Below are 23,459 nucleotides of genomic sequence, written 5' to 3' on the forward strand. Positions count from 1 at the left end.
CCGCCGGTACCGACGGCCGCCGCTCACCCTCCCTTCCCACTCTCCTGTCCCACCCTCCTTTCCCGCCGCTTTTCGCCGCTTCCCACGCCTGCTTGCCGACCGAAACCGCCCCAGGGGGACCGACCAGTGAAGAACATCCGCAAGAACGGCCGCAGAGCCGCGGGCCTGCTCGCCGCCGGAGTCCTCGGCACCGGACTCCTCACGGTGACCGCACCGACCGCCCAGGCGGCCACCACCTGCTCGGGCGGCGTCAACATCTACGGCATCCTCGATGACGGCCGGCTGACCTTCAGCAGCATCAACCCGGCCACCGGAGACCTCGCCAAGGTGCTCGTCGGCCCGGATCTCGGCTTCGAGCCGAAAGCCATGGCGACCCTCAACTTCAACACCGTGCTGGTCACTTCCACCTCCGGCGCCCTCTACCGCGTCGACATCAAGACCAACAACACCAGCCTCGCCCTGCTGAACGCCCCGGTGAAGATCGCCGACAGCGGCTGGACGCACGACAAGCTCACCTACGACGGTCACGGCCACCTCTACGGCACCACCGCCGCCGGGCTGCTGCTGCGCTACAACGTGACCGAGGACAAGCCCGCGGGCTCCCAGCACATCGGCGCGCGCACCGAGATCGACACCGGGTTCGTCCTGAAGACCCTGACCGCCACCGGTGACGACCGGCTCGGCGCCACCACCGAGGACGGGCGGCTGCTCGACTACACGATCTCCGGCGCGGGCTCCTGGAAGAGCAACGCCCTGAAGACCTCCGGCTGGTCGGGCTTCAACCAGCTCGTCTCCCCCGGTGGCGGCCTCTACTACGGCCGGCTGGCGACCGGTGCCATGTACTGGTACAAGGACGCCAACCCCGCCGACGGCTCCGGATCCGACATCTCGTACCACCTGGACGACCCGGTCAACACCAGTGGCTGGACGCAGAAGCTGCTGTCCGCCCAGCCGGCCACCTACGCCTGCACCACGACGACGACCACGGTCGACCGGAACGACATCACCGCGGTCAAGGCCGCCGGCCGCGAGATGATGAACGACAAGGACGCCGCGTGGGCCACCTCCGCGCAGTGGGCGTGCCTCGAGACCCTCTGGGACCACGAGAGCAACTGGCGCTGGAACGCGACCAATGCGTCCTCGGGCGCCTACGGCATCCCGCAGTCGCTGCCGGCCTCCAAGATGGACGTCGCGGGCGACGACTGGAAGGACAACCCCCTCACCCAGATCAAGTGGGGCCTGAGCTACATCGACGGCCGCTACGGCTCCCCGTGCGGCGCGTGGAACTTCTGGCAGGCCAACAACTGGTACTGACGGCAGGGACGACAGGAACGGGCGGTGCCCCCTCGGAGCGAGGGGGCACCGCCCGTTCCGGCATGCCCGGCCGGACTCGGTCGGGAACACCGCCGTCGTCGGGGAGTTCACGACGGACAGTCCGGCACCTGGGCTGTCGTCGCCCCGCAGGGCCACGGCCGCTCCACGGCCGCTCCACGGCCGCTCCACGGCCGCTCCCTTGCCGCTTCCCTGCCGTCGGGATGTACGCCGAACAGGCCTCCTGCGCGGCGGAGTCCGGGGCCACGGTCCTCGAAACGGCTGAGGCACAGAGGGAGTTGTGCGCGACCGCCAGTGCCTCGTCCCCGGCCGCCCGCAGGGGCTGCGCGTCGTCGTTCAGGGCCGTCCGCAGGGGCTGCGCGTCGTCGTTCCCAGCTGACCGCAGGGTGTGTGTCGTCGAGCGCGTGCGCACCCAACGCAAAGGGCCCCGCCGGTCGGCGGGGCCCTCTGGGGTGGTGGGCGGGGGTCAGTCGACGGGGGAGATGAAGCCCGCGATGGCGCCGGCGTTCAGGGGGTCGGAGGCGGTCTTGTAGTTGAAGGACCGCTTGCGGACCGCGTCGCTCTCGTTGCCCCCGACCGTGGTGATCACGTCGCCGTCGACCGCCACGACCAGGTTGGTGTGGTTGGCGACCCCGCCGCCGCTGTAGCCGTAGACCACGGCGTCGCCGACCTTCGGGGTGGAGTGCAGGGTGCCGTTGTTCTGGCCGTAGGTGTAGAGGCTGCCGGCCGCGGCGGTGACGCCGGAGGTCTTGATGCCGCCGACGTTGACCCACACGTAACGGACGAACTCGGCGCACCAGGCGTTCGGGTAGTGGAAGTCGAAGTCGTTGAAGTCCTTGCCGACCTGGGCGTTCGCGACCTTGGCGATCTTCTCGCCGGTGGTGGCGGTGGGCGCGGGCGGCACGTAGGCGCAGTTGTTCGCGTAGGCCGACAGCAGGCTCTGGGTCCAGCCGGACGCGTCCACCGGGTCGCTCGGGTGGTAGGCGATGTCGGAGCCGTCGCCGTCGGTCGGGTCGACGTCGTGGTACCAGTACATGCCGCCGCTGGTGCGGCCGTAGTAGAGGCCCCCGCCCGGCGAGGAGAGCGAGTCGACGGCGGACCAGCCGTCGCTCTTCAGCGTGGCCCGCGTCCAGTCGCCCACGCCGTCGATCTTGTAGCTGTACAGCTGGCCGCCCGAGGTCGAGGCGATGATGCGGTCGTCGCCCGCGGCGGCCAGGGTCTTGAGGACGAAACCGGTGTCGATGACGACGTGCTGGCCGATGTGCGCCGAGCCCGTGGGCTTGGCCTGCGACACCAGGTACTGGTGGAGCTGGCCCTCGACCGTGCCGTAGAGGTGGCCGGCGCCGTCGTAGACCATCTTGTCGAAGGTCCAGCCGCCGTCCCAGATCTTCGTGACGCCCGCCAGCGCCAGCGAGGTGTTGTTCGTCTGGACGTCGACGCGGTAGAGGTCACCGGCGGTCGAAGTGACCAGGACGGTGTTGAAGTTGAGGGTCGCCATCGCCTTCGGCGTGAAGCCGAGGTCGGGCCCGATGAGCGTCTTGACGCGGTCGCCGGTGTTCGGCTCGATCTGGGTGTACGTCAGTCTCCCGTCGGACAGCGTGCCGTAGATCGACACGTCGCCGGTGCACGAGGCGGCGGCCTGTGCGGCTCCGCCCGTGACGGTGACCAGCCCGAAGGACATCGCGCCCACGGCGAGGGCGGCGGACGTGCGGCGGACGGCGTTGCTCAGCTTCATGGAGGTGCTCCTGCGGCAAGAGAAGTCGAGCGGGCACGGACACGCCCCTGGCCCGGACAGCTGCCCTGCAGGTACAGCTGTGAGGGTTGTCCAGGGCGTGGCGCCCGATGGCAGGAACTACTCTCGCCGCAGGCCAGAGGGCTTGGAAGGGAGATCGCCTGGACGCAACCGTCCCTGGCCGGTTACGTCCTGACGGGGCCTCGGACCGGCCGCCGACCGCCGCACTCCGCCGCCGGACGCCGCCAGCCGCTGTACTCCGCCGCCGGACGCCGGACGCCGGCCGCCGGCCCCCCGGCCCCCGGCCTCGCCCCCCTGCCCCCGGCCCCCGGCCGCCGGCGCGGATCGCGGTCCGCGCCGCCGTCGCCGTGTCCGATGCGGCAGGCTTGGGCCGTGAGCAACTCCAGTGATCCCCTCAGGGACTCCCCCGGTGACTCCCTCTTCGTCAAGATCTGCGGTCTGCGGACCGAGCGGGACGTCGACACGGCCGTCGAGGCGGGTGCCGACGCGCTCGGGTTCGTCTTCTCGGCCAGCCCGCGCCGCATCGACGCCGCCGGCGCCGCTCGGCTGTGCCGACGGGTGCCGGCGGGGGTCCTCACGGTCGGCGTGTTCCGCGGCGAACCCCTGGACCACGTACGGTCCGTGGCCACCGCGTCGGGTATCCGTGCCGTCCAGCTGCACGGCACGGAGGACCGCGGCTTCTACGACGAGCTGGCGGCGGGCGGCTGGACGCTGATCCGCGCCGCCGCGTTCGGCGACTCCGTGCCGCGCTGCGGTGAACTGGGCGAGGACATGCTCCTGCTCGACGCCCCCGTGCCGGGCTCCGGCACCGCCTGGGACTGGACCAGGAAGACACCGGCCGGCCCGGGGGAGAAGTGGCTCCTGGCAGGCGGTCTCACCCCGGACAACGTGCGGGACGCCGTCGCCGCCACCCGCCCCTGGGGTGTCGACGTCTCCAGCGGCGTCGAGAGCAGCCGGGGCGTGAAGGACCCCGCGCTGATCACCGCGTTCCTCCAGGCCGCCCGCTCACTCACCGCAGGTGCCCCCGGCGACGTAACGTAGGGGCATGGCAGTGACTGAGCCGACGCTCGTGGACCGGGTGCGCGACGCGGGCGGTGCCGCGATGTGTCCGCAGCGTCTGGCCATGGAGCATGTCACCAGCCGCTGGGGCACCCTGGTCCTGATCGCGCTGCTCGACCGCCCCTACCGCTTCGGTGAGCTGCGCCGGGAGATCGGCAGGGTCAGCGAGAAGATGCTGACCCAGACGCTCCAGACCCTGGAACGCGACGGCATGGTCCACCGCGACGCCCGGCCCGTGATCCCGCCCCGGGTGGACTACTCCCTCACGGAGCTCGGCCGGGAGGCCGCCGAACAGGTCCGGGCGCTGGCGCAGTGGACGGATCGGCGGATGGCGGCGATCGAGCGGGCACGTGAGGAGTACGACGCGGCGAAGGCCTGACCGGCAAGGGCGCGAATTTTTCGTACCGTATTCCCGTGGGCCCTGCCTTGCTGTGGGCATGAAGCGAGGAATTCCCGGGGATTATGAGCGGCGCCCCGAAATATCCTCATGTGGTATGCGGGTTCTCCCGACGCTCTCGGAAAAACAGCGAACCGGGGCCCGCACCTCGCGGTGCGGGCCCCGGTCACGTATCGCGCGTCAGCGCTGCTTTCAGGCGGGAACGATGTTCTCCGCCGTCGGGCCCTTCTGGCCCTGCGCGATGTCGAACGACACCTTCTGGCCTTCCTGCAGCTCGCGGAAGCCCTGGGTGGCGATGTTGGAGTAGTGGGCGAAGACGTCGGGGCCGCCGCCGTCCTGCGCGATGAAGCCGAAGCCCTTTTCGGCGTTGAACCACTTCACGGTTCCGGTGGTCATGTTTTTCTCCTTCGGGGCGGGGTACGGAGGTCCCGCTCTGTGCGGGTTCCGGTCGCCGTGATGATCACCCGTCGGAAAAATCCACTGGGAACCACAACTGCAACTTCCATCGACAGTAGCACGGTGCGGTCATCCCTGCCGGATGAACAAATTCGATCCGGGCCGCATTCGGTCCGCGGACCGGGAATATTTCCCGCCCGCCTCCCGTCGCTCCCTGGTCAGCGCACCGGCCTCCGGCGCATGCGCCGTGCCCCCACCAGCGCGAGCCAGACCACGTCGGCCACGAAGATCACGACACCGATGGCCAGCAGATAGCCCAGGCCGTCCGCCGCCACGCCGATGATCCCCAGGACGACCGCCAGCAGGAGGAGCAGCAGAAAGGTCACCATCACCCCGATTCACCTCCCCTGTCAGCGGCGCGCGAGCCGGCGTTCGCCCTGGAGCCCGGCCCGGTAGTCCATGTCGTAGTAGCGGAAGATCGTCTCCTCCTCCTCGGCGGGCAGGATGTCGTCCGTGCCGATCGAGGGGGCCTTGCGCACCTTCCCCTTGGCATGGGGGACCTTGACGTAGCCGGGCCCGAGGACCGCCTCGCCGAGCGGGACGAAGACCAGGCGCTGACGGGTGGGCAGCCCCGTACGGACCGTGGCCATCGCCGGTTCGTCCGTGGCCGTGTCCACATAGATCGCTTCGAGCATCCCGATCCTGCGCCCCTTCGGATCCACCACGTCCTCGTTGCGCCACTCCCGGACGTCCGCCGCACGGATCATGCCTGCTCCCTGTCTCGTGCCACGTTTCCCTTGCGGGTACCCCTTCGTCGGCCGGGCTCACCGGCGCGAGCGCCCCGGCCCGGCGGCAGCCGCGCACCCGGGAGACGGCGGGGCGACCCGGCCGGCCGTGACGTCGATCGTCATGGCCTCAGCTTCGCCGCCCCCGCCCGGCGTCACCACCCGGTGAGCAGCAGATGGTTGACGAACAGCGCGAGCACCGCCTGGACGCAGAGCCAGACGCGGGGGCGGGTGAGGTACGCGCAGCACGGCAGCAGCCACAGCGCGAAGGGGAGCCAGATGCGTTCCGTCTCGGCCTTGCTCATGCCGGACAGATCGGCGGCCACCAGGGCGAGGAGGGCCGCGGTGACGAGGACGGCGAGGCGGACGTTGTCCCGCGGTGGGCCCGCGTCCCGCGGTGGGGCCGCGTCCCGCGGTGGGGCCGCGTCCCGCGGTGGGGCCGCGTCCCGCGGTGGGGCCGCGTCCCGCGGTGGGGCCGCGTCCCGCGGTGGGGCCGTCCCCCGCGGTGGGCCCGCGTCCCGCGGTGGGCCCGCGTCCCGCGGTGGGCCCGCGTCCCGCGGTGGGGCCGCCTCCCGCCGTGGGCCCGCGTCCCGGCAGCGCCACCCGTCCCTCAGCGCCCCGGCGGTCCGCCGCAGCCCCGCCGCCGTCGCCAGGCCCGTGACCAGTACGGCGCACGCGAGGTTGGCCCACACCCAGTAGCCGTACGGGCGTACCCCGCCCGCGCCCTGGCGGTAACGCGTGACCAGCAGCCGGTACGCCTCCCACCAGTCGAACCCGGCGAGCGTGAACGCCGTCGGTACGACGGCCAGACCGGCGAGGAGCAGGACCAGCAGCAGGGGGCGGTCCCTGACCCGGCGCCGGCCGAGCCACAGCACCGCCGCGCCGACGAACGCGACGAGCGTGAGGCCGTAGGAGAGGTAGCAGGTGAGCCCGAAGAGCAGCCCGGACGCCGCCGCCCACGCCGACCGCCCGGTCACCGCCAGCGCCAGCAGCGCCACGGCCCAGGCCGCGACCGCCGCGAAGTACGCGTCGGCCGAGGTGCCCATCCACACGGCCGCCGGCGCCAGCACGAGGAACGGCGCCGCCCGCCGGGCGAGGCCCTCCCCGGCCAGTGCCCGCACCGCGACCAGCACGGCCACGCAGGCCGTCGCGCCGACGGTCACGCACCAGAGGCCCGCCCAGCCGCCGCCGCGCAGCCCGGCCCGGTCGAGCAGGACGAAGGTGAGGGTGGCCGCCGGCGGGTGTCCCGCGACATGGGCGGGCCAGTTGTCGGGGGAGCCGAGCAGGATGTGGTGGGTGAAGTCCCGCAGGGTGGCCGGGATGTCGTCGAAGCGGCCGACGACCCGGAGGTACTCGTGGCGGGTGGTGAGCCGGCCGGCGACGCCGCGCTGCCAGCCGTCGACCAGGGCGAGGGACAGGATCCAGGCGGTGGACGCGGCCCAGGCGGCCGCGAGCAGGCCCCGCCACGGCAGCCGGGCGGCCGACGTGGGGCCGTGGGCGACCACGGTCCCCGCCACCGCGATCGCGGCCCAGGTGCCGGGGCCCGTGTGCGGACGCCAGGTGGCCAGCAACGGGGGCCAGTTCACCCGCAGCGTGTGGTGGGTGTCCTGGAGGTGACCGCCGATCAGCACGGCGAGGACGACGAGCAGGGCGGCGGCCAGGGCGGCGTACAGATCGCGGCGGAGGGCCCGGTTCACAGCGGCACGCCAGGGCCTGCCGGCACGCCCGCTCCCGGCCTCGCCCGAGCGGGGGGATCCTCCTCGCGCCGGCGCTCTCCTCCGCCCCACGGGTGGGCGCTCCCGCACGCGCGAACATCGTCGCGCGGGGGCACCCCCCGCGGCTCCGCTCTCGTGTTCCGGCACGTGACCGCTGCTTTCCTCCGACGTGATCCGCCGGACCGACCCTAGGCCGGGCGGGAGGCCGCGGACCGCCGTCCGGGCCGGACGTCAGCGTTTCGTCATGGGTCGTGCGCCCTCTCCCGGGGGTGTCCCGGCCTACCGTCGGGACATGCCCGCCCCACCGCTTCCCACCTCACCGGATTTCTGGCGCAGCCCCCTGCGCGGCGCCCGGTTCACCTCGCTGCTCGGCCTCGTCCTGCTCGTCGGCGTCACCGTGCTGTTCGTGACGGGCCTGGTCTCGTACGCCGCCTACAACCCGGACCTGTCGCCCGTGAACGACAAGACGCCGGACAAGGGGATCCTCGGCTTCTACCTCTTCGCCTGGCCGACGGACCCGCCCTGGCTGTACCGGCTCACCCAGGGCGTCCACGTCACCCTCGGCGTCACCCTGATCCCCGTGCTGCTGGCCAAGCTGTGGTCGGTGGTGCCGAGGCTGTTCGCGCTGCCGCCGGCCCGCTCGCTCGCCCACGCGCTGGAGCGGATCTCCCTGCTGCTGCTGGTCGGGGGCGGGCTGTTCGAGTTCGTGACCGGTGTCCTCAACATCCAGCTCGACTACGTCTTCCCCGGTTCCTTCTACCCGCTGCACTTCTACGGCGCGTGGGTGTTCTTCGCCGCGTTCGCCGCCCACGCCGCCCTGAAGACGCCGGTGGTGGTGCGCAACGTCCGCCGGCTGCGGCAGGGGGAGGAGAGGGGGGCGGTGGAGACGGACGGCACGCTCCCGCCACCGGACCCGGAGACGGACGACCTGGCCGCGCCGGACCCGGATCCGGGCCCGCCGACGGTCACCCGGAGGGGCGCCCTGTGGTTCGTCGGAGGCGGCTCGCTGCTGCTGTTCGCCACGACCGCCGGCCGCGGCTTCGACGGCCCGCTGCGGCGCACCGCCCTCCTCGCCCCGCACGGCGGAGCCGACCCCGGCAGCGGCCCGAACGGCTTCCAGATCAACAAGACGGCCGCCTACGCCGGGATCACCACGGCGGAGACGGACGAGGACGCGTGGCGCCTGGTCGTCACGGGACGTACCGGAACGGTCCTCCTCAGCCGCGCGCGGCTTGCTCGACTGCCGCTGCACAGCTCGGCGTTGCCCATCGCCTGCGTCGAGGGCTGGTCGACGTCCGACCAGTGGTGGCGGGGTGTGCGGCTGCGGGACCTCGCCGCGCTCGTCGGCCACGACGACGATCCGCCGGACGTGTTCGTCGAGTCGCTCCAGCGGCACGGCGCCTTCCGCCGCGCGGCCCTGCGGGCCAACCAGGTGGCCGACCCGCGCTCGCTGCTCGCCCTCTACGTCAACGGCGAGGAGCTGTCCGCGGACCACGGCTACCCGGCGCGCGTCATCGTGCCCGCCGCACCGGGCGTGCTCAACACCAAGTGGGTGGCCCGGATGACCTTCGGAGACCTGTGATGCGACGGAGGCGATCTGTGAGGCGATCTGTGACGCGACCGCGGTTCCCCGTCGGCAGCCCCTTCGCCCTCCTGCTGCTCGCCGCGTCGTTCGCCCTCGCCGGCTACGCGGGCGTACGTCTCCTCGCCGACGACTGGTGGGGGGTGGCGGTGTGGGTGGTGGGGGCCGCGCTGCTGCACGACCTCGTGCTGCTGCCGCTGTACGCGGTGGCGGACCGGGCGGTCGTACGCGGGCTCGGCGCGGCCGGGCACCGGGAGTGGGTGATGTACGTACGCGTGCCGGCCGCCCTCTCCGGTCTGCTGCTGCTCGTGTGGTTCCCGCTGATCGGCGGACGGGTGGACCGGCGCTACCGGCTGGGCGCCGGACTGTCGCCGGAGGGCTTCCTCACCCGCTGGCTGCTGATCACCGCCGTCCTCTTCGGCGTCTCGGCCCTGCTGCTGGCGCTCCGGCTGCGCAGGACCACGAAGCGGCGGCCGCCCGCCGTCCACTGACGGACGGCGCGCCACCGGGCCCGGCCCGCGTACCGCAGCAGGGCCGGGGTGCCGAGCCGGGCCCAGGGGAAGGCGCCGCCGGATCCACAGCCGTGGACGACGTCGACGACCTGCACCTCGGCGCGTTCGTCCACGTCCACCGGCGCGGTCTCCGCGATCAGCAGGCCCCCGGGCGCGAGCAGCGTGCCCACCCGCTCCAGCAGGGTGCGCGGATCGCCGCCGATGCCGATGTTGCCGTCCATCAGCAGGACCGTGCCCCAGCGCCCCTCGCCCGGCAGCGGCTCGAACACCGAGCGCCGCAGTGCCTGACCGCCGCGCCGCACGGTGTGACCGACGGCGGCCTCGCTGACGTCGACGCCGAGGACGGTCCTGCCCCGCGCGGCGAGTTCCGCGACCAGCCGTCCGGGTCCGCAGCCCACGTCCAGCACGGGGCCCTCGCACCGGTCCAGGACGGCCAGGTCGACGGGGTCGGCCCGGGCGCACCAGCGTTCCACGTCCAGCGGCAGCAGCCAGCCGTCGGCGCGGCGCAGGAACAGGGGGCCGCGGCCGTCGCGCAGCGCGGCCGCGTACGGGTCTGAGGCCGCCCAGGGCGGCGAGACGGCGGTGCTCATCGGCGCGCCGAGGCCGTGAGACGGGCCAGCCGGCCGGCGAACAGTCCGGCCGGGGCCAGCGCGGCGACGGCGTGGGCGTCGGCGGCGGTGTCGACGTCCCGCAGGCGGGGCAGGTCCCGCACCCGCAGACCGGCCGAGACGAGCCGCTCGCGCTGTACGGCGCCGGTGACCGGGGCCGACATGGGCACACCCCGCAGCAGCGCGGGCGCGGGCTCGGCCAGCCCCAGGGCCCAGAAGCCACCGTCCTCGGCCGGGCCGAAGCACGCGTCGCAGGACGTGAAGTCGACGGCGAGCAGGTCCGGGGTCACCTGCGGGGTGTCCATGCCGATCAGCAGGGTGGGCCCGGAGCACCGGGCGAAGGCGTCCGCGAGCCGTTCGTCGAGGCCGCCCGCGCACTGCCGTACGACCTCGAAGCCGGGCGGCAGCCAGGGCCCGGGAGCGCCCTCCAGGACGAGGACGCGCCGGGAGGCCGGAGCGGCCGCCACGGTCCGCAGGGTGTCGGCCAGCGCGGCCTCCGCGAGCGCCGCCGCCTCCCGCGGGGTGAACGGCGGGGTCAGCCGGGTCTTGACCCGGCCCGGCAGCGGTTCCTTGGCGATGACGAGCAGGGTGGTCACCGTTTCACCCCTTCCCGTACGGGGACCTCGCCCAGGACGCGGCTCATGTCCCGTACCGCCTGCCAGGTGCCGCGCCAGGTTCCCGTCACCTTGGAGGCGCCGGTGCGGGGCCGGTAGGGGACGTCGTGCTCGGTGATCCGCCAGCCCGCGTCGGCGGCGCGCACCACCATCTGCAGGGGGTAGCCGCTGCGCCGGTCGGTGAGCCCGAGGGCGAGCAGGGACTCGCGCCGGGCGGCCCGCAGCGGGCCGAGGTCGTGCAGCCGCAGGCCGGTGCGGCGGCGCAGCAGGCGGGCGAGCGCGAGGTTGCCGGCGCGGGCGTGCACCGGCCACGTGCCCCGGCCGTGCGGCCGTCTGCGGCCCAGCACCAGGTCGGCGGCGCCCGTCCGCACGTCCCGGACGAACGGCACGAGCAGCGCCGGGTCCAGGGAGGCGTCGCAGTCGCAGAAGCACACGACGTCGGCGGTGGCGGCGGTCAGCCCGGCGTGGCAGGCGGCGCCGAAGCCCCGGCGGGACTCGTGCACCACGGTCGCGCCGAGCCGGTGGGCGAGGTCCGCCGAGCCGTCCGTGGAGCCGTTGTCGACGACGAGGGCCCGCCAGCCGGAGGGGATCCGGGCCAGGACCCAGGGGAGGGCCTCCGCCTCGTTCAGACAGGGGAGGACGACATCTACATCTACGTCCGCGTCGATGGTCACGGCCTTCACCCTACGAACACGAAGGGGACATAACGGGCTTCGGCTCCTTACGAAACGCGGACGTCGGGGAGCCGAGGCCGCCGGCGGGCGGCCCGGGCGCCGCCCCGGTGCGAGGCTGGAGGCATGCAGCAGCACTCGCACGACCCCGAGTCCCCGCGGGCGGGATCCGCCGGCCGCGTCCTGGTCGTCGACGACGATCCCACCGTCGCGGAGGTCGTCGCCGGATACCTGGACCGGGCGGGCTACACCGTCGACCGGGCGGACGACGGTCCCACCGCCCTGACCCGGGCCGCCGCCCACTGGCCCGACCTGGTGGTCCTCGATCTGATGCTGCCCGGGATGGACGGCCTGGAGGTGTGCCGCCGGATGCGCGGGCACGGCCCCGTCCCGGTCATCATGCTCACCGCGCGCGGCGACGAGGACGACCGCGTCCTCGGCCTGGAGGTCGGCGCCGACGACTACGTCACCAAGCCCTTCAGCCCGCGCGAACTCGTCCTGCGGGTGGAGTCGGTGCTGCGCCGCACCCGGCCCGTCACCGGCACGGGACCGCTGGGCGCGGCCGGCCTGACCCTCGACCCCGCGGCCCGCCGGGCCACCCGGAACGGCGACGAACTCGCGCTCACCCTGCGCGAGTTCGACCTCCTCGCCTTCTTCCTGCGGCACCCGCGGCGGGCGTTCTCCCGGGAGGACCTGATGCGCGAGGTGTGGGGCTGGGACTTCGGTGACCTGTCCACCGTCACGGTCCATGTCCGCCGGCTGCGCGGCAAGGTCGAGGACGACCCGGCCCGGCCCCGCCTGATCCGGACGGTGTGGGGCGTGGGGTACCGCTTCGAACCCGGTCCCGGCCGCGCGGGGGAGTGAGCATGCGGGACATGGTGCTCATCGCCCTGTACGCCTTCGCCGGCGCCGCCGTCACCGGCCTGGCCGGAGCGGGTGCGCTGCGACTGCTGCGCCGCCGCTCGCTCACCACGTCGCTCGCCGTGGTCGCCGCCGTCGGGGTGGTGGCCATGCTCGCGGGCACCCTCGCCGTCGCCTGGGCGATGTTCCTCTCGCCGCACGACCTGACCGTGGTGACCACGGTCGTGGCGATGGCCGCGGTCGTCTCCCTGGCGACCGCCCTGCTGCTGGGCCACCGGGTCGTCGCCAGCAGCCGTGAACTCGCCCGGGCGGCACGCTCGTTCGGCGACGGCGGTGACTTCACCGCGCCCGACGGCCCGGCCCCCGCCGAACTGGAGGCGCTCAGCCGCGAACTGGCGGCCACCAGCGCCCGGCTGGCCGAGTCCCGGGACCGCGAACGCGCGCTGGAGACCTCCCGGCGCGAGCTGGTCGCCTGGATCTCGCACGACCTGCGCACCCCGCTGGCCGGTCTGCGGGCCATGTCCGAGGCGCTGGAGGACGGCGTCGCCACGGACCCCGGCCGCTACCTCCGGCAGATCCGCACCGAGGTCGAGCGCCTCAACGACATGGTCGGCGACCTCTTCGAGCTCTCCCGCATCCACGCCGGCACCCTGCCCCTCACCCCGGCCCGGATCTCCCTCTACGACCTGATCGGCGACGCCCTCGCGGGCGCGGACCCGCTCGCCCGCGAGCACGGCGTACGGCTGGTCGGCGACCGGGTGGCGGCCGTCCCCGTGGAGGTCGACGGCAAGGAGATGAGCCGGGTCCTGGGCAACCTCCTGGTCAACGCGATCCGCCGGACCCCGGCCGACGGCACGGTGGCCGTCGCCGCCGAGCCCTCCGCGGAGGGCGTGGTGGTGTCGGTGACGGACGGCTGCGGCGGCATCCCGGAGGAGGACCTGCCCCGCGTCTTCGACACCGGCTGGCGCGGCACCCACGCCCGCACGCCCCCGGCCGGCGCGGGCCTGGGCCTGGCCATCGTGCGGGGGATCGTGGAGGCACACCGGGGCCGGACGACCGTACGCAACATCCCGGGCGGCTGCCGCTTCGAGGTGACCCTGCCCGTCGCCGGCCCGACCGGGGTCTGACGGGACGCCGCCGCATGTCCGGCCCGCACGGCGTTCGAGGACGAGGCCCGTCCCGGGCCGAAGCGGGGGCCGGGGGACTGGGGGCGGAGCCCTCGGGACGTGAGCGGACCGGCCCCGACGCTCACCCCTCCGCCCGTGCGAACTCCCTCATCCCCTCAGCGAAGCCCACCCCCGGCTTCCAGCCCAGTTCGGCCCGCAGCCGCGACGAGTCCGCGGTGATGTGCCGGACGTCGCCGAGCCGGTACTCACCGGTGACGACCGGCTCGGGCCCCCCGCAGGCGGCGGCCAGCGCCCGGGCCAGCTCGCCGACGGTGCGCGGCTCACCGCTGCCGGTGTTGTACGCCGTGAGCGCTCCCGGTGCGGCCTGCGCCTCCAGGGCGGCCACATTGGCGGCGGCCACGTCGCGCACGTGCACGAAGTCCCGCCGCTGCCGGCCGTCCTCGAAGACGCGCGGCGCCTCGCCCCGGGCCAGCGCGGAACGGAAGAAGGAGGCCACACCGGCGTACGGGGTGTCGCGGGGCATCCGGGGCCCGTACACGTTGTGGTAGCGCAGCGACACCGCCGACCCGCCCGTCGACCGGGCCCAGGCGGCGGCCAGATGCTCCTGCGCGAGCTTGGTCGCGGCGTACACGTTGCGGGGGTCGGCGGGCGCGTCCTCGGTGACCCGCCCGGGGGAGAGGTCCGCCCCGCACCGCGGGCACGGCGGCTCGAAGCGCCCCGCGGCCAGGGCGCCGGCGGCCCGCGGCCCCGGCCGCACCACCCCGTGCCGCGGACACGCGTACCGCCCCTCCCCGTACACGACCATCGACCCGGCCAGTACCAGACGCCGTACGCCGGCCCCCGCCATGGCGGCGAGCAGGACCGCCGTCCCCAGGTCGTTGCGGGAGACGTACTCCGCCGCGTCGGCGACCCCGTCGCCGAGCCCGACCCTCGCCGCCTGATGGCAGACCGCGTCCACGCCGGTCAGCGCCCGGGCGACCGCCGCCGGGTCGCGCACGTCGGCGCCGGGATCGCCGCGGACGTCGTAGACGAGCGGCTCGTGCCCGCCCGCCCGCAGCGCGTCGACGACATGGGACCCGATGAACCCGGCACCGCCGGTGACCAGTACACGCATACCGCCACGCTAGGTCCGCCCCCTCGGCACACCCCGTGACCCGACCGGCACGTCATCACTCCGTAAGACGCCGAAGGCGCGTCGGAAAGACGGGGAAGGCGCGTCGGAAACGGACAAAAAACCCCTCGCGCGAGAAGCTTCCCTACGCCTTCGCGGGCGCACCGTGCGCCGGCAGACCCTGGGAGGACCGCGTGACCGCTTCGCCGCCCGCCACCGACGCACCCCCGGCCCGGTACGACGACCTGCGTGCCCTGGTCGTCAACTGCACCCTCAAGCGTTCGCCGGAGACGAGCAACACCCAGGGACTGATCGACCGCAGTGCCGCGATCATGGACGCCCAGGGTGTGCGGGTCGACGTGCTGCGGGCGGTGGACCACGACATCGCCACCGGCGTGTGGCCCGACATGACGGAGCACGGCTGGGCGACGGACGTCTGGCCCGAGCTGTACCGGCAGGTCCTGGCGGCCGACATCCTGGTGCTGGCCGGCCCCATCTGGCTGGGAGACAACAGCTCCGTGATGAAGCGGGTGATCGAACGCCTCTACTCGTGCTCGAGCCTGCTCAACGACGCCGGGCAGTACGCCTACTACGGCCGGGTCGGCGGCTGTCTGATCACCGGCAACGAGGACGGCGTGAAGCACTGCGCGATGAACGTCCTCTACAGCCTGCAGCACCTCGGCTACACCATCCCGCCCCAGGCGGACGCCGGCTGGATCGGCGAGGCGGGCCCGGGCCCCTCCTACCTCGACCCCGGCTCGGGCGGCCCGGACAACGACTTCACCAACCGCAACACCACCTTCATGACCTGGAACCTTCTGCATCTGGCCCGGGCGCTGAAGGACCTCGGCGGCATCCCCGCCCACGGCAACCAGCGCAGCGCGTGGGACGCCGGCTGCCGTTTCGACTTCGAGAACCCCGAACACCGCTGACCCGGCGGCCGAACCGGTCAGGAACGGAGAAGCCGCGGTCACCGGGCCGCGGCTAGCGTGAGGTCATGGACATCAGCATTCACACGACCTTCCTCCCGCACGACGATCCGGACGCCTCCCTGGCCTTCTACCGCGACATCCTCGGCTTCGAGGTCCGCGGCGACGTGGGACAGGGCAAGATGCGCTGGATCACGGTCGGCCCCGCGAACCAGCCCGGCACGTCCATCCTGCTGGCGCCGCCGGCCACCGACCCCGGCATCACCGAGGACGAGCGCCGCACCATCACCGAGATGATGGCCAAGGGCACCTACGGCTGGATCCTGCTGGCCACCCCGGACCTCGACGGCACGTTCGAGAAGGTGCAGGCCGCCGACGCCGAGGTCGTCCAGGAGCCGACCGAGCAGCCCTACGGCATCCGCGACTGCGCCTTCCGCGACCCGGCGGGCAACCTGATCCGCATCCAGGAACTCCGCTGAGCCGGAAGGGGGTTCGGTCATGTGTCATCCCGGATGGGGACGCGCCCTCACCGCGGCGCGGCGCCTGAGCGACCTCGCGCGGCTGCGCCGGGTCCGCGACCGGATCGGCCGGGAGTACGCGCGGCCGCTGGACGTCGAGGCGCTCGCCCTCGACGCGCGCATGCCGGCCGGGCATCTCAGCCGCCAGTTCCAGCTCGCGTACGGCGAGTCGCCGTACGCCTGCCTGATGAGGCGCCGCGTCGAGCGCGCGACGGCGCTGCTGCGCCTCGGTGATCTCGGTGTCACCGAGGTCCGCATCGCGGTCGGCTGCCCGTCGCCGGGCGCCTTCAGCACCCGCTTCACCCAGCTCGTCGGCACGCCGCCCGGCGACTACCGGCGGCAGGCACCACCGCTCGCCGGGACACAGGCGCAGTGAACCGGCCGGCGATCCAGGCGTTCAGGAGAGGAAACCCGCGATGAAGGACACACAGACGTCCGCCACGTACGACGGCTTCACGGCCGAGGAACGGGACGCGATGAAGGAGCGCGCCAAGGAGCTGAAGGCGTCCGCGCGCCGCGGCTCGCGCGCCAAGGCGGACCCGGAGAGCGAGGTGCTCGCGAAGATCGCCGAGATGCCCGAGGCGGACCGCGTCCTCGCCGAACGGATCCATGCCCTCGTCAAGGAGCACGCGCCCGCCCTCGCGCCGAAGCTCTGGTACGGGATGCCCGCGTACGCCCTGGACGGCAAGGTCGTCTGCTTCTTCCAGAGCGCGCAGAAGTTCAAGTCGAGGTACGCCACGCTCGGCTTCAGCGACCGGGCGACCCTCGACGAGGGCGACCTGTGGCCGACCGCCTTCGCCCTGACCGGACTCACCCCCACCACGGAGCAACACATCGCCACACTCCTGGGCCAGGCGACGAAGTGACGGGGCACCGGCCCTGACGGGCGCCGGCCGGAGGACGTGTGGGGGTGTGCCCCGGACGGCCTCCCGTGCCGGCGGGGGCCCTGAGCCGGGGTCCCGCCCGCGCGGCGGGGATCGGTGTGGTTCTGGGTGGGGGGTGAACCGGCGGGGCGATGGCCGCGCCGGCGGGCGTCCCGCACGGATGCCCCCACGCCGGCGGGGCGTCCTGTTCCGGGGCCCCGCCCGGAGGGGACCGGTCGTCGGTGGTCCGCGCGGGAGGGTGGTTCAGGCGCCGTCGTTCTCGAAGCCGGCCTCGGCGAGCGCCAGCATGTGCGCGGCCGTGAGGGTGTTCCATGGGTCGGCGGCCGTGGTCAGCAGCCAGGTTGCCGCCGTGACCGACTCGCCGGGCGGGATGACCAGCAACTCCCGTCGGCCCAGGGCGCCGCAGTCCAGGGAGATGGCGTGCGTCTCGGCGTCGACGGCCGACAGCGTCACCTCGATCGTGCGGCCGGGTGCCGTGACCCGGTGCGGGACGTCGGGCCAGGCGACGGCGTCCACGGTGACACGGGTGACGGTGCCGAGGCCGGGGGCCAGTGAGCCGACCAGGGCCGGCAGTTCCAGTTCGAGCATGTCGCAGCGCGGCCACCAGGCCCCGGCCAGCGGCCCGCGGGCGCCCCCGGGCGGGAGCGCCAGCCGGGCCACGGGCATGCGGTAGGTGTGTGCGGGGTCCGGGGAGGCTCCCCCGGCAGGTGTTCCGGTGACGTCCGTCATGCGATCCCGTTCTCGGTCAGGGCCCTCGAACGGGACGCCGGGGCCTCACTGGTCCGAATAGCCGATGTCGCCGATCGTCCAGGCGCTCACGTCCTTCAGCGCGACGCGGTACATGCCGCCCGAGTCGGGGATGCCGAAGCTGCCCTGGAGGATCCGGGCGACGTGGAAGTGGAGGTGCGTGGGCCTGCCGCCGTGCTCCGGGTCGTCGTCGGCGGCCTGGGGCGGGTGGAACGCGGCGGCGAACTGTCCCAGGTGCTTGGAGTCCCGCAGGACTTCGGCGACGCGCTCCTTCCACAGGGCTTCCGGCGCCAGCCGTCCGGTGATGACGGCTCCCGGGATCACTACGGTCAGGGACATCTGGCTGCTGTGCCGCGACTCCACCATCGCGGCGATCGAGACGAGCAGGTCGTCAGGGTGTGTCATACCGCAAGAGCCTAGTCCGGCGAGGGGGGCCGGTGCGTGGCGGGAACGGGGCCGTCACCAGCCGAGCACGCTCTCGTCGGCCCGCGCGTCCAGGCCGGGCGTGACCGGGCGCGCGTCGTGGCAGCTGAAGCCGAGCCGGGTCAGCGCCCGGCGCATCTCCCCTGCGGTGAAGTCGCGGCGGCTCTGCCTGGTGATCACTTCGCCGACCTGCATCACGGGGTAGACGTGGTGGCCGACGGTCACGGACATGCCGGTAACGGGTTCGGGCGTGATCCCGCTCATCGACTGCTCGACCTCGCTCTTGATGAGGTCGAAGGGGAAACGGGCGATGACACAGCGCATGGATGCCTCCACAGGGGCGGGGGAGCGACACCTAGAGGGGTCGACCGCGCGGGGGTGCCAGGACGGCGGTCAGGGAGTGAGGGCGAGGACGCCCAGGGCGTAGCCGTGCTCGTCGATGACGGGGGACACGTCCAGGGTCCGGCCCCGCATCGCGGCTTCCGCCTCGCTGAGCACGGCCACGGACGCGGTGAACGGGCCGCGGTCGAGGGGTATGTCCCGCAGCCGCGTCCGGTCGCTGTACCAGGAGCCGCCGCGGTGCGCGGCGAGCTGGGCCCGGGTGACCAGGCCCGCGCACCGGCCGTCGTCGTCCCGGAGGAGCAGATGCGGGACGCGGGCACCGATGAGCACGGACAGGGCCACGTCGACGGTCATGTGGTCGTCGACCTGGGGACCGGGAGCGTGCATGGCGTCACGGGCGGTCAGGCCGGTGCCGCCGGTGTGCGCGGACGGCCGTGCGCGGGGCGGAACAGTGGGCAAGGGCTTCTCCTCTTCGTCGGGGCGGGCAGGACGGCCGACGGCTCGTCCCGACTGCGGGAAGTGCGTCCCCGGACCGGCTACGGGGTGTCCCTCGGGGCGGAGCGGCGGGTGCGGGTGCCGGCCCGTCCGGTGCCGGCGCGGCCGCCGGCCCGTCCCCTGCGGCGGTTGGCGTTGGATCCGGTGCGCTCGCGCTGTTCGGCCGCGGGTGCGGGCTCGACGACCGGCACGCCGGAGGGGGTCCGGGCGCCGGTGATGCGCTGCAGTTCGGACTCGCCCGGGCGGACCCGGGCGGTGCGCGCGGTGATGCCGGCGTCGGCCATCAGACGGTCCACCGAACGCCGCTGGTGCGGCAGGACGAGGGTGACGACGGTGCCGGACTCGCCGGCGCGGGCGGTGCGGCCGCCGCGGTGCAGGTAGTCCTTGTGGTCGGCGGGAGGGTCGACGTTCACCACGAGGTCGAGGTCGTCGACGTGGATGCCGCGGGCGGCGACGTTGGTGGCCACCAGGGCCGTGACCTGGCCGTCCTTGAACCGGGCGAGGGTCCGGTTGCGCTGCGGCTGGGACTTGCCGCCGTGCAGGGCCGCGGCCCGCACGCCGACGGACAGCAGGTGCTTGACCAGCCGGTCCACCGCGTGCTTGGTGTCCAGGAACATGATCACCCGCCCGTCGCGGGCGGCGATCTCGGTCGCGGCGGTGTGCTTGTCGTCGTCGTGCACGTGGAGCAGATGGTGCTCCATGGTGGTGACGGCGCCCGCGGACGGGTCGACCGAGTGCACCACGGGGTCGTGGAGGTAGCGGCGGACCAGGAGGTCGATGTTGCGGTCCAGGGTGGCCGAGAACAGCAGCCGCTGGCCGCCGGGGGCGACCTGGTCGAGCAGGGCGGTCACCTGCGGCATGAAGCCCATGTCGGCCATCTGGTCGGCTTCGTCCAGCACGGTGACGGCGACCTGGTCCAGCCGGCAGTCGCCCCGTTCGAGGAGGTCCTTGAGACGGCCGGGTGTCGCGACGACGACCTCGGCGCCGCCGCGCAGGGCGCTCGCCTGGCGGCCGATCGACATACCGCCGACCACGGTGGTGAGCCGCAGCCGCAGGGCGCGGGCGTAGGGGGCGAGCGCGTCGGTGACCTGCTGGGCCAGTTCCCGGGTGGGGACGAGGACCAGGGCGAGCGGCTGCCGGGGCTGGGCCCGCTGTCCGTTGAGCCGGGCCAGTACGGGCAGGCCGAACGCGAGGGTCTTGCCCGAGCCGGTGCGACCGCGGCCCAGCACGTCCCGGCCGGCCAGCGCGTTCGGCAGGGTGGCCGCCTGGATCGGGAACGGCACGCTCACGCCCTCGGCGCCGAGCGCGGCCAACAGCCGTGCGGGCATGTCCAGTTCGGCGAACGTCTCGACCGCGGGCAGCGGTTCGGTGAGCGTGGTCGGCAGGGCGAACTCCTGCCGGGGGGCCGTGGAGCGGGTCCGCCGGCCGTTGCCGTGTCCGGTGCCCGGGCGGGAACTCTGCCGGCCCGTCTCCTGCGTGCGGGAGCGGCCGCCGTGTGCGGAGCCTGCCGAACGGGTGGAGGTCCTGTCGTCGCGGAAGCGGCCGGAGCGGCTGCCGCCACTGCGGGTGCGGTTCATGGAGGAACCTTCCTCGATGCGGCGTATCGAGGAATTCCGTCCAGCGGCTGAGGCCGCGCCAGGATTCACAAGAATGAGCCGAAGAAAAAGCCTGAGCCGAGCCTCTCGGCGTAGGGAAGCCGGGGCAGTCGGTGAGGCGGGAAAACCAGGGAATCCTGGAAACCCGGGAGAACCGGGGGAAGCAATGGGCTGAGGCCCGCACCCCAAGAGTGCGGGCCCCAGTCACATGATGGCGCGTCAGCGTCAGGCGGGAACGATGTTCTCGGCCTGCGGGCCCTTCTGGCCCTGCGTGACGTCGAAGGTAACCTTCTGGCCTTCCTGAAGCTCGCGGAAGCCGGAGGTGGCGATGTTCGAGTAGTGGGCGAACACGTCAGCGCCGCCGCCGTCCTGCTCGATGAAGCCGAAGCCCTTTTCCGCGTTGAACCACTTCACGGTGCCAGATGCCATACTGAATCTCCTTTGGGGGCAGTGCCGGAGTCCGCACTGTGCGGATTCCGAGTCGCCGCGATGATCAGCCCCTCCGGAAAGATCCGGAAAGCTCTCCAAAGAAACAAGTCTCTGGCAACCAAAACTGCAACTGGGTATCACACTAACACAGGTCCGCAGGAAGCCCCATGCATTTTCGGGATGGTCTGAAAATCTTCATCCGTTCGGCCCCTGTATTTTCCGTCCCACCGGGACCGCGTATCTCCCCCGCCGGAACGGGGTGTCCGCCCTGGCCGCACGGGGTGCGAGGGGGTCGAGGGGTGACGCGACGGGCCGCGGCCGCCGCCCTTGCGGACATCCGACCGGTACTCCTCGCCGTGACATGACGCACAGTGCGGTACGCCTGCCCCCGCACCTGGACGCCCACCCCTGTGCCTCCCGGGTGACGTCCCGCAGCCGGCCGGTCTCGGCGAGCGTCAGCGGCCCGGTGGCCGTCGCGGCGGCCTCGCCGGCGGGACGACCAGGAGGACCCGGCGGCACGCGGTACGTGGGGGGGAGGGGCCGCTGGGGAGTCGCCGGCCGGCGTCCTGGCCGGTCACGGAGGCGGCAGACGCAGGGCGAGGAGGGCGATGTCGTCGGTGCTGCCCGGTGACATACGGGCCGACAGCCGGTCGCACAGCGAGTCCAGCGGTTCCCCGGCGAGCGCCAGCGCGTGACGGCGCAGCCGGCGCAGCCCGGTGTCCAGATCGCTGCCGGGGACCTCGATCAGGCCGTCGGTGTAGAGCAGGAGCGTGGACCCGGGAGGCAGGGGGTGGGTGCCGTCCGGCCGCTGCCCGACGGCGTCCAGGCGGGCCCCGAGGATCATGCCCTGCCCGGCTTCGAGGTACTGGGCGTCGCCGTCGCCGGTCAGCAGCAGGGGCGGCGGATGCCCGGCGCTGGTCCACCGCAGGGTCCACGGGCCGTCGGGCGGGCCCTCCACCCGGGCGAGGACGAGGGTGGCCATCGGCACGGTGGTGATGGCGGGCAGGGCGTCGTCGAGGCGGTCGACGACGGCGGCGGGCGGCCCCGTGTGGTCCCAGGCGAGGGAGCGCAGGATGCCGTGCAGCTGGGCCATGCCGGCCGCCGCGGTCAGGTCGTGGCCCACGACGTCGCCGATGACCAGCGCGAGCGCACCGTCCTTCAGGCCGAACGCGTCGTACCAGTCGCCGCCGACCTGCGACCCGGCCGGGGCGGGCTGGTAGCGGGCGGCCAGCCGCAGCCGGCCGTGCCGGGGCAGCGGGGGAAGCAGGTTGCGCTGCATGGCCTCGGCGACGGCGCGCTGCCGGCCGAACCTGCGGGCGTTGTCGATGACCAGGCCCACCCGGCGGCCGATGTCGCTCACCGCCTCCAGGTCACCCGTGCCGAACGGGTGCGCCGGATCGGTGCGCACCAGCGTCAGGGCGCCGGTGAGCTGCTGTCCGGTGCCCAGCGGCACCGTGAGGACGGAGGACGCCCCGGTCGCCCGGAGGAAGCCCCGGTGAACGGCGTCCAGGGGCAGGTCGGGTGGAGAGGCGGGCGTGGAACCGGGCGTGGAACCGGGCGTGGAGCCGCGCGGAGAGTCCGGCGGAGAGCCGGGCGGCGAGTCACGGGGCACCCCGGGCGGCGCGTCGGGGGGCGCACCGGGCGGTGAGCCGGGCGGCGAGTCACGGGGCACGCCGGACGGCGCGTCGGGGGGCGCACCGGGCGGCGCGGCCGGTTCCGCCCGCACCCACAGGACCGGATCGCCTCCGCTCAGCACCTGGACCAAGGCGGAGAGGCTCGCCTTCCCGGCGGCCGGAAGGCCGACGCGCAGGCCTTCCTGCGCGGCGTCGCGGCCCTCGGGCCCGGTGACCGAGACCCGGTGCACCCGGCCGGGGCCGGTCAGGAGATCCACGGCAGCCCAGTCGGCCAGGCGTGGCACCAGAAGGCGGCCCAGCCGGGCCGGCGCCTCGTCGGTCTCCAGGGTCTGGCCGAGCACGTCGGTGATCTCGGCGACGAGCGTCAGCCGCTCGGTGAGGTTCACCAGGGCGTGCGTACGGGCCGCGCGTTCCGCACGCTCCCGGCGCGTCGGGCCGTCGCCGGCCGACTCGGTGATGATCACGGCCGTGCCCCACGGGACACCGTCGTCCGTCAGGGGCGACGCCGACCAGGTGACCGGGACCAGGCGCCCGTCGCCCAGCAGACAGCCGTCGTTCTCCCCGCGCCCGGGGCTCCCCGCGGCCAGCGCCCGCAGGAGCGGGCACTGCTCCCGTGGGATCCGGGCGCCGTCCGGACCCCGGTGGAGCAGGTCGTGCACGTCCTGCCCGCTCATCGCCGCCGCGGTGCGGCCCAGCACCCGCTCGGCGGCCGGGTTCACCGCGGCGATGCGTCCCGTCGGCTCCACCACGACCAGGGCCGTGCCCAGCTGCTCCACGACCCGGCGCCACAGGCCCGGCTCCGCGGCCCACGGCCGCCCCGCGTCCTCGCCGGGTGTCACACCCTCCACCGCATCGCCTTTCCCATGACCGAGCGCTCCCGACGGCGGCCGGTGACGTGCTCTCCCCGCCGCTAGGGCGTGTTCTCGCGGGGGAGACGAGA

General features: G+C 73.7%; 26 protein-coding genes. 10 read left to right on the top strand and 16 right to left on the bottom strand.

The genetic code is table 11. The features are described from left to right. The first annotated feature begins 126 nt into the window (after window positions 1-126). Complete coding sequence (locus ACFY30_RS16115) at window positions 127-1,314, top strand: tachylectin-related carbohydrate-binding protein (protein WP_390823011.1); 1,188 nt, start codon at window positions 127-129, stop codon at window positions 1,312-1,314. Window positions 1,315-1,798: 484 nt separating this feature from the next. On the opposite strand, the gene ACFY30_RS16120 is transcribed toward ACFY30_RS16115, so the two are convergent. Further along, entirely contained in the window at window positions 1,799-3,067 is a 1,269-nt protein-coding gene (locus ACFY30_RS16120) for a CHAP domain-containing protein (RefSeq protein WP_390845819.1), read from the bottom strand. Between the two features lie 372 nt (window positions 3,068-3,439). Between ACFY30_RS16120 and ACFY30_RS16125 the strand changes: the two genes are divergently transcribed. Together ACFY30_RS16125 and ACFY30_RS16130 are read left to right on the top strand one after the other, a co-directional pair. Further along, window positions 3,440-4,126, top strand: a complete 687-nt coding sequence (locus tag ACFY30_RS16125; RefSeq protein ID WP_390845820.1) for a phosphoribosylanthranilate isomerase — start codon at window positions 3,440-3,442, stop codon at window positions 4,124-4,126. Window positions 4,127-4,130: 4 nt separating this feature from the next. Further along, window positions 4,131-4,523 carry a winged helix-turn-helix transcriptional regulator gene (locus tag ACFY30_RS16130; RefSeq protein ID WP_390845821.1) on the top strand — a complete coding sequence of 131 codons (393 nt, stop codon included), beginning with the start codon at window positions 4,131-4,133 and terminating at the stop codon, window positions 4,521-4,523. 210 nt (window positions 4,524-4,733) lie between these two features. Here the strand turns inward: ACFY30_RS16130 and ACFY30_RS16135 are convergent, their stop codons facing one another. The 4 genes from ACFY30_RS16135 to ACFY30_RS16150 form a co-directional block, all read right to left on the bottom strand. Next, the gene (locus ACFY30_RS16135; RefSeq protein ID WP_381177127.1) at window positions 4,734-4,937 is read right to left on the bottom strand and encodes a cold-shock protein; all 204 of its coding nucleotides are present in this window, start codon (window positions 4,935-4,937) and stop codon (window positions 4,734-4,736) included. A 218-nt stretch (window positions 4,938-5,155) separates the two neighbouring features. Continuing rightward, complete coding sequence (locus ACFY30_RS16140; protein WP_390845822.1) at window positions 5,156-5,326, bottom strand: hypothetical protein; 171 nt, start codon at window positions 5,324-5,326, stop codon at window positions 5,156-5,158. A gap of 21 nt (window positions 5,327-5,347) precedes the next feature. Next, complete coding sequence (locus tag ACFY30_RS16145; protein WP_390659575.1) at window positions 5,348-5,704, bottom strand: PRC-barrel domain-containing protein; 357 nt, start codon at window positions 5,702-5,704, stop codon at window positions 5,348-5,350. A 173-nt stretch (window positions 5,705-5,877) separates the two neighbouring features. After that, window positions 5,878-7,419 (bottom strand): hypothetical protein, encoded by a 1,542-nt coding sequence (locus ACFY30_RS16150; RefSeq protein WP_390845823.1) that lies wholly within the window; start codon window positions 7,417-7,419, stop codon window positions 5,878-5,880. Window positions 7,420-7,681: 262 nt separating this feature from the next. Between ACFY30_RS16150 and ACFY30_RS16155 the strand changes: the two genes are divergently transcribed. Continuing rightward, a complete protein-coding gene (locus ACFY30_RS16155) occupies window positions 7,682-9,019 on the top strand; it encodes a molybdopterin-dependent oxidoreductase (RefSeq protein WP_390845824.1) in 1,338 nt (445 codons plus the stop codon). 346 nt (window positions 9,020-9,365) lie between these two features. Here ACFY30_RS16155 and ACFY30_RS16160 read toward each other — a convergent pair whose 3' ends face one another. The 3 genes from ACFY30_RS16160 to ACFY30_RS16170 are packed head-to-tail and all read right to left on the bottom strand — an operon-like array spanning window position 9,366 to window position 11,436. Continuing rightward, window positions 9,366-10,121 carry a class I SAM-dependent methyltransferase gene (locus ACFY30_RS16160; protein ID WP_390845825.1) on the bottom strand — a complete coding sequence of 252 codons (756 nt, stop codon included), beginning with the start codon at window positions 10,119-10,121 and terminating at the stop codon, window positions 9,366-9,368. Then, on the bottom strand, window positions 10,118-10,735 hold the full coding sequence (locus ACFY30_RS16165; protein ID WP_390845826.1) for a DUF2064 domain-containing protein: 618 nt from the start codon (window positions 10,733-10,735) through the stop codon (window positions 10,118-10,120). The genes ACFY30_RS16160 and ACFY30_RS16165 overlap by 4 nt, the downstream gene beginning before the upstream one ends. Continuing rightward, a complete protein-coding gene (locus tag ACFY30_RS16170) occupies window positions 10,732-11,436 on the bottom strand; it encodes a glycosyltransferase family 2 protein (protein WP_390845827.1) in 705 nt (234 codons plus the stop codon). Before ACFY30_RS16170 ends, ACFY30_RS16165 begins: the two co-directional genes overlap by 4 nt. 114 nt (window positions 11,437-11,550) lie before the next feature. Between ACFY30_RS16170 and ACFY30_RS16175 the strand changes: the two genes are divergently transcribed. After that, window positions 11,551-12,288 carry a response regulator transcription factor gene (locus tag ACFY30_RS16175; protein WP_390845828.1) on the top strand — a complete coding sequence of 246 codons (738 nt, stop codon included), beginning with the start codon at window positions 11,551-11,553 and terminating at the stop codon, window positions 12,286-12,288. 2 nt (window positions 12,289-12,290) lie between these two features. Next, entirely contained in the window at window positions 12,291-13,412 is a 1,122-nt protein-coding gene (locus tag ACFY30_RS16180) for a sensor histidine kinase (RefSeq protein ID WP_390845829.1), read from the top strand. A 121-nt stretch (window positions 13,413-13,533) separates the two neighbouring features. On the opposite strand, the gene ACFY30_RS16185 is transcribed toward ACFY30_RS16180, so the two are convergent. Then, window positions 13,534-14,526: an NAD-dependent epimerase/dehydratase family protein gene (locus tag ACFY30_RS16185; protein WP_390845830.1), complete on the bottom strand. Its 993-nt coding sequence runs from the start codon at window positions 14,524-14,526 to the stop codon at window positions 13,534-13,536. A gap of 191 nt (window positions 14,527-14,717) precedes the next feature. Here ACFY30_RS16185 and ACFY30_RS16190 point away from each other — a divergent pair, with 191 nt between their 5' ends. From ACFY30_RS16190 to ACFY30_RS16205, 4 genes are all read left to right on the top strand, one after another. Then, window positions 14,718-15,455, top strand: a complete 738-nt coding sequence (locus tag ACFY30_RS16190; protein ID WP_390845831.1) for a flavodoxin family protein — start codon at window positions 14,718-14,720, stop codon at window positions 15,453-15,455. 65 nt (window positions 15,456-15,520) lie between these two features. Continuing rightward, window positions 15,521-15,931: a VOC family protein gene (locus ACFY30_RS16195; RefSeq protein WP_390845832.1), complete on the top strand. Its 411-nt coding sequence runs from the start codon at window positions 15,521-15,523 to the stop codon at window positions 15,929-15,931. A 19-nt stretch (window positions 15,932-15,950) separates the two neighbouring features. Further along, the gene (locus tag ACFY30_RS16200) at window positions 15,951-16,346 is read left to right on the top strand and encodes a helix-turn-helix transcriptional regulator (protein ID WP_390845833.1); all 396 of its coding nucleotides are present in this window, start codon (window positions 15,951-15,953) and stop codon (window positions 16,344-16,346) included. A gap of 40 nt (window positions 16,347-16,386) precedes the next feature. Beyond that, window positions 16,387-16,836, top strand: a complete 450-nt coding sequence (locus ACFY30_RS16205) for an iron chaperone (protein WP_390845834.1) — start codon at window positions 16,387-16,389, stop codon at window positions 16,834-16,836. A gap of 261 nt (window positions 16,837-17,097) precedes the next feature. Here the strand turns inward: ACFY30_RS16205 and ACFY30_RS16210 are convergent, their stop codons facing one another. The 7 genes from ACFY30_RS16210 to ACFY30_RS16240 all read right to left on the bottom strand — a co-directional run bounded on the left by ACFY30_RS16210 (window position 17,098) and on the right by ACFY30_RS16240 (window position 23,367). After that, on the bottom strand, window positions 17,098-17,583 hold the full coding sequence (locus ACFY30_RS16210; RefSeq protein WP_390845835.1) for a DUF5994 family protein: 486 nt from the start codon (window positions 17,581-17,583) through the stop codon (window positions 17,098-17,100). A gap of 45 nt (window positions 17,584-17,628) precedes the next feature. Next, a complete protein-coding gene (locus tag ACFY30_RS16215; protein WP_390845836.1) occupies window positions 17,629-18,006 on the bottom strand; it encodes a hypothetical protein in 378 nt (125 codons plus the stop codon). Between the two features lie 54 nt (window positions 18,007-18,060). Continuing rightward, on the bottom strand, window positions 18,061-18,348 hold the full coding sequence (locus ACFY30_RS16220; RefSeq protein WP_390845837.1) for an SCO5918 family protein: 288 nt from the start codon (window positions 18,346-18,348) through the stop codon (window positions 18,061-18,063). 69 nt (window positions 18,349-18,417) lie between these two features. Further along, window positions 18,418-18,753, bottom strand: a complete 336-nt coding sequence (locus tag ACFY30_RS16225; protein ID WP_390846120.1) for a CBS domain-containing protein — start codon at window positions 18,751-18,753, stop codon at window positions 18,418-18,420. Window positions 18,754-18,902: 149 nt separating this feature from the next. Continuing rightward, complete coding sequence (locus ACFY30_RS16230; RefSeq protein ID WP_390845838.1) at window positions 18,903-20,438, bottom strand: DEAD/DEAH box helicase; 1,536 nt, start codon at window positions 20,436-20,438, stop codon at window positions 18,903-18,905. Between the two features lie 243 nt (window positions 20,439-20,681). Beyond that, entirely contained in the window at window positions 20,682-20,885 is a 204-nt protein-coding gene (locus tag ACFY30_RS16235; protein WP_007383480.1) for a cold-shock protein, read from the bottom strand. A gap of 574 nt (window positions 20,886-21,459) precedes the next feature. Beyond that, window positions 21,460-23,367 (bottom strand): SpoIIE family protein phosphatase, encoded by a 1,908-nt coding sequence (locus tag ACFY30_RS16240; protein WP_390845839.1) that lies wholly within the window; start codon window positions 23,365-23,367, stop codon window positions 21,460-21,462. Window positions 23,368-23,459 lie beyond the last annotated feature (92 nt).

Origin of the sequence: Streptomyces sp. NPDC000345 (genome assembly GCF_042898825.1) — a bacterium.
Taxonomy (GTDB): domain Bacteria; phylum Actinomycetota; class Actinomycetes; order Streptomycetales; family Streptomycetaceae; genus Streptomyces.